Source organism: Protofrankia sp. Cr1 (genome assembly GCF_963555865.1).
Lineage (GTDB): Bacteria > Actinomycetota > Actinomycetes > Frankiales > Frankiaceae > Protofrankia.
Genome location: NZ_CAUVXO010000315.1, coordinates 2203 through 6322 on the forward strand (window position 1 = coordinate 2203; position 4120 = coordinate 6322).

Here is a 4120-nt window from a genome sequence, read left to right on the forward strand (position 1 = left end):
GCAGGCCGGTGACCGCCCCGCGGCCGGCACCGAATGCCACCACCAACGGCGCTGCGGACGGAGTACGCGAGTCGAGCCGCAGCGCGACGGGCACTGAGACGCCTGCGCAGAGCCGTTACGGCGGTGGCCCGGGCGCCGGGATCACGCTGCCGCCGTACTACCGGCCGACGCCGAGCGTGCAGAACGCGACGACGTACTTCCCACAGTCCGAGGAGCTGGGCGCCGACGAGATGCGGGTGACGTTCGCCGGCTCGTGCCCGTTCCCGCCCAGGCGCAGCCAGGCCGCGACGTGCATCCTGGTCGAGCTGGGCAACGGGCGGAGCTTCATCTTCGACTTCGGCCCCGGCTGCCTGCGTAACCTCGTCGCGCAGCAGATCCCAATCGCGACGATCAACGACATCTTCATCACGCACCTGCACGTGGACCACTACGGGGAGCTTCCATACCTTCATGGCTCGGCTCCGTGGATGGGGCGTTGGACGCCGCTGCGGGTACACGGCCCGTCGGGTAACACGCCGCGGGAGGGCACCGCGGCGATGATCGAGGGCCTGCAGCAGATGAACCACTGGAACACCACCGCATCCTCGACCGTTCCGGTCGGCCGCGGCTTCGAGGTTGAGGTGAACGAGTTCGACTGGACCGACGACGGCGGCGTCTGCTACGACCAGGACGGCGTCACCATCCGCCACTGGCGCCGGATCCACAACATGAACGGCGCGACCGGCTACCGGCTCGACTGGAACGGCCTGTCGTTCGTCTGGACCGCCGACGGCCGCCCGGACGAGCTGACGATCGAACAGTCCCAGGGCGTCGACGTGTTCGTGACCGAACTGCAGATGGACACCGGCGCGCTCGTAGCGATCAAGACCGGTACGCCGGAAATCCTCTACGACTTGACCATCGACCTGGTACACACCGATCACTACGCCACCGGCTACATGATCAACCAGGTGAATCCGCGGATCGGTATGGTCACCCACCTTGCCTACGACAACGATCTCATCGGCGAGGCGATCGCCGGGGTGCGCACCCACTGGGACGGCCTGTTCGCGCTCGGCGCACCCGACGGGGTGGTCGTCAACGTCACCAAGGACGCGATCTGGAACCGCCAGGCCGCGCTCCCGGATGCGGCCAACCCGCGCCGCCCGCGCACCTCCGATGAGCTGCGGGCAATCTTCGACGGCGCGCCTCGAAAGGTCCCGGCACCGACACACACGGTTTCCGATCTCGTCGACCGGGTAACGCTCGCCAGGGAGATCCCCGGCGAGCGCTACGTCCCGGCGGACGTGCAACGCCGAGCCGTGCGGACGTTCCCGCAGAGCCTGGTCGGCGAACAGGCCCCGCTCGGCGAACGGGCCCCTCGGTAACAAGCGGTGACAAGCGGTGACAAGCGAAAACCGCGCACCGTCGGATGGGCTTGGGCCTCACGCCACGGTGACGACGACCTTGCCGCGGGCGTGTCCCTGCTCCACGTAGCGCAGGCCCTCGGCCGTGTCGGCCAGCGGATACGTTCGGTCGACGACCGGCGTGAGCGTCCCATCCTCGATGAGCCCGGTGAGGGCGAGCAGCTCCGCCCGGTCCTCCCGGGTCGGGAGGATCCGCAGGCGCTGTCGGACGAAACCGTTGACCACGACCGCCCGCAGCATGGGGCCCACCGCCCCGACCACGCGGCCCGGTGAGCCGCCGGCGTTGAGCACGAGGGTCCCCGTCGGGGTCAACGCCCGGCGCAGCCGGCGCAGCGGCCGGTTGCCCACGTTGTCGAGGATCACGTCGTAGTGCGCGTGCCGGTCGGTGAAGTCCTCCGCCGTGTAGTCGACGACGTGTGCGGCACCGATCGAGCGCACCAGCTCGACGTTGCCGGTGCTGCACACCCCGGTGACCTCCGCGCCCAGCGCCGCCGCGATCTGGACGGCGTACGTACCGACGCCGCCGGCGGCCCCGTTGACCAGCACCTGATGTCCGGCCCGCACCTCGCCCACGTCCCGGATCCCCCGCAGGGCGGTCGCCGCCGCCACCGGGACCGCCGCCGCCTGCTCGAAGGTCAGGCCCGCCGGCTTGGGCACCACCTTGTCCGCCTCGGCGCGGGCGTATTCGGCGAACGCTCCCGGGCAGAAGCCGAACACCTCGTCGCCGGCCTGCAGCCCGCGCACGTTCGCGCCGACCGCCTCCACCCGGCCCGCCGCGTCGAGCCCGGCCACCCGGTACTTCGGCCTGGTCAGGCCCACTCCCATGAGCCGCGCAACGAGCGGGTCGCCTCGCAGCATGTGCCAGTCGTACGGGTTCAGCGCGGCGGCGTGCACCCGAACCAGCACGTCGTCGGCCCCGATCTCGGGCAGGTCGGTGTCCACCAGCCGCAGGACGTCCGGCGGGCCGAACCGTTCCTGGACGATCGCCTTCATCAGGTCTCCTCATGTCGTCACGCCCCTATGTGATGGTTGACGCTAAACCGGCGTAACGGTCCGGCGCGGTGGGGCTACCCCCACCGTTGCGTGGCCGCGCGGGCGGCTGCGGACCGGACCACACGAACGCCGGCGACGTTATTACGTCAGGCGCTTGGAGCACGGAAAAATGGTTCGAGCGGCCGGCGCCGGTCGTGCCATCATCACGGCATGCCCGTTGCCGCACCCCAGACCGAGTACGGCGACCGTGAATTGGCGTTGACCGGGGAAATCCTGCGCACGGTCGTCGGTTCCGGCGTGCACGGCATCGCCATCGAGGGCACCGACGACCACGACGAGATGGGCGTCTTCATCGAACCCCCGGCCTACCTGATGGGGCTCGGTAAGCCGTCCGACCACTACGTGTTCCGGACCCAGCCCGAGGGCGCACGCTCCGGTCCCGGCGACACCGACCTGGTGATCTACTCGCTGCGGAAGTATCTGCGGCTGGCGACAAAGGGCAACCCGACGGCGCTGCTACCGCTGTATGCGCCGGCCGACACGGTGCTGATCGTCACCCCGCTGGGCGAGGAACTGCGCAGGTTGGTTCCGGCCATGCTCTCGCAGCAGGCGGTGCGCCGGTTTCTGGGTTACCTGGACTCCCAGCTCAATCGACTGGTCGGCCGCGGACCGCGACGCGGGACACCCAACCGACCGGAACTGGTGGCCCGGTTCGGCTACGACGTCAAATACGCCTCCCACGCTCTACGGTTGGCCTACCAAGGCAGGGAGGTCGCCCGCGACGGACGGCTGACCTTGCCGATGCCCGAACCGGAACGGCAACGCGTCCTGCAGGTCAAACGCGGGGAGGTCCGCGAACTCGGCGCCGTGCTGGACGAAATCGCCGACGTCCAGTCTCAGGTGGAGAACCTCCTCGCGGCCGGCCGAACACCATTGCCGGCCCAACCGGATCTGGCGACCGTGCAGGAATGGTGCGTCGAGGCTCATCGACGGCACTGGGGCTGGACCTGATGCACGGTAAACAGCGGTGACGGCCGCCGACCGGGGGTCGATGTGATGGGCGGCGGGTGACCTCATCCGCGGCCGGTGCGTGCGACTGGTCCACGCCGATCTGTTGGGGACGTCACTTTGGGCATGCCTCGTTTCGGACGTCCCCGATCACATTGTCTTCTGATCGTAATATTACGTACGTCAGACTACAATCTAGGATGGGGTGCAGGGCAAGGGCCTTGCAAAGCGAATGGAGGAGCCCGATGGCGCGCTACGACAAGGAGCACAAGCAGGCGACGCGGCAGCGGATCATCGAGACGGCGGGCTATCGGTTCAAGCAGGACGGCATCGACGGCTCCGGCGTCGCCACGCTGATGGCGGACGCGGGGCTGACCAACGGTGCGTTCTACGCCCACTTCGCGTCCAAAGAGGACCTCGTCGCGACAGTCGTCGCTGACCAGCTCGGTACACAGGCCGCGAGGTTCAGCACGCTGGCGCCCGGCCGAGCGGGACTGGAGGGGTTCGTACGCGACTACCTGACGCCTCAGCACCGGGACAACCCCGGCGCCGGATGCCCCTCCGCCGCCCTGCTCGACGAGATCGGGCGCTGCGCGACCACAACCAAGCACGCCTACACCGACGGTGCGCGGGCCATCGTGGACGAAATCGCCGCCCGTCTGGCTCCTGACGATCCGCAGTCCGCACGCGGAAAGACGCTCGGGCTCTTCACG

At 69.1% G+C, this 4120-nt stretch carries 4 protein-coding genes; 3 read left to right on the top strand and 1 reads right to left on the bottom strand.

What is annotated here, in order from left to right:
• The coding region (gntH, locus tag U9980_RS20070) for a guanitoxin biosynthesis MBL fold metallo-hydrolase GntH (RefSeq protein WP_322769328.1) at nt 1-1367 on the top strand (1367 nt) is incomplete at its 5' end.
• A gap of 57 nt (nt 1368-1424) precedes the next feature.
• Here the strand turns inward: gntH and U9980_RS20075 are convergent.
• Nucleotides 1425-2399: an NAD(P)-dependent alcohol dehydrogenase gene (locus U9980_RS20075; protein ID WP_322769329.1), complete on the bottom strand. Its 975-nt coding sequence runs from the start codon at nt 2397-2399 to the stop codon at nt 1425-1427.
• A gap of 210 nt (nt 2400-2609) precedes the next feature.
• Here U9980_RS20075 and U9980_RS20080 point away from each other — a divergent pair, with 210 nt between their 5' ends.
• Together U9980_RS20080 and U9980_RS20085 are read left to right on the top strand one after the other, a co-directional pair.
• A complete protein-coding gene (locus U9980_RS20080) occupies nt 2610-3410 on the top strand; it encodes a DNA polymerase beta superfamily protein (protein ID WP_322769330.1) in 801 nt (266 codons plus the stop codon).
• Between the two features lie 242 nt (nt 3411-3652).
• On the top strand, nt 3653-4120 hold a 468-nt coding region (locus tag U9980_RS20085), incomplete at its 3' end, for a TetR/AcrR family transcriptional regulator (RefSeq protein ID WP_322769331.1).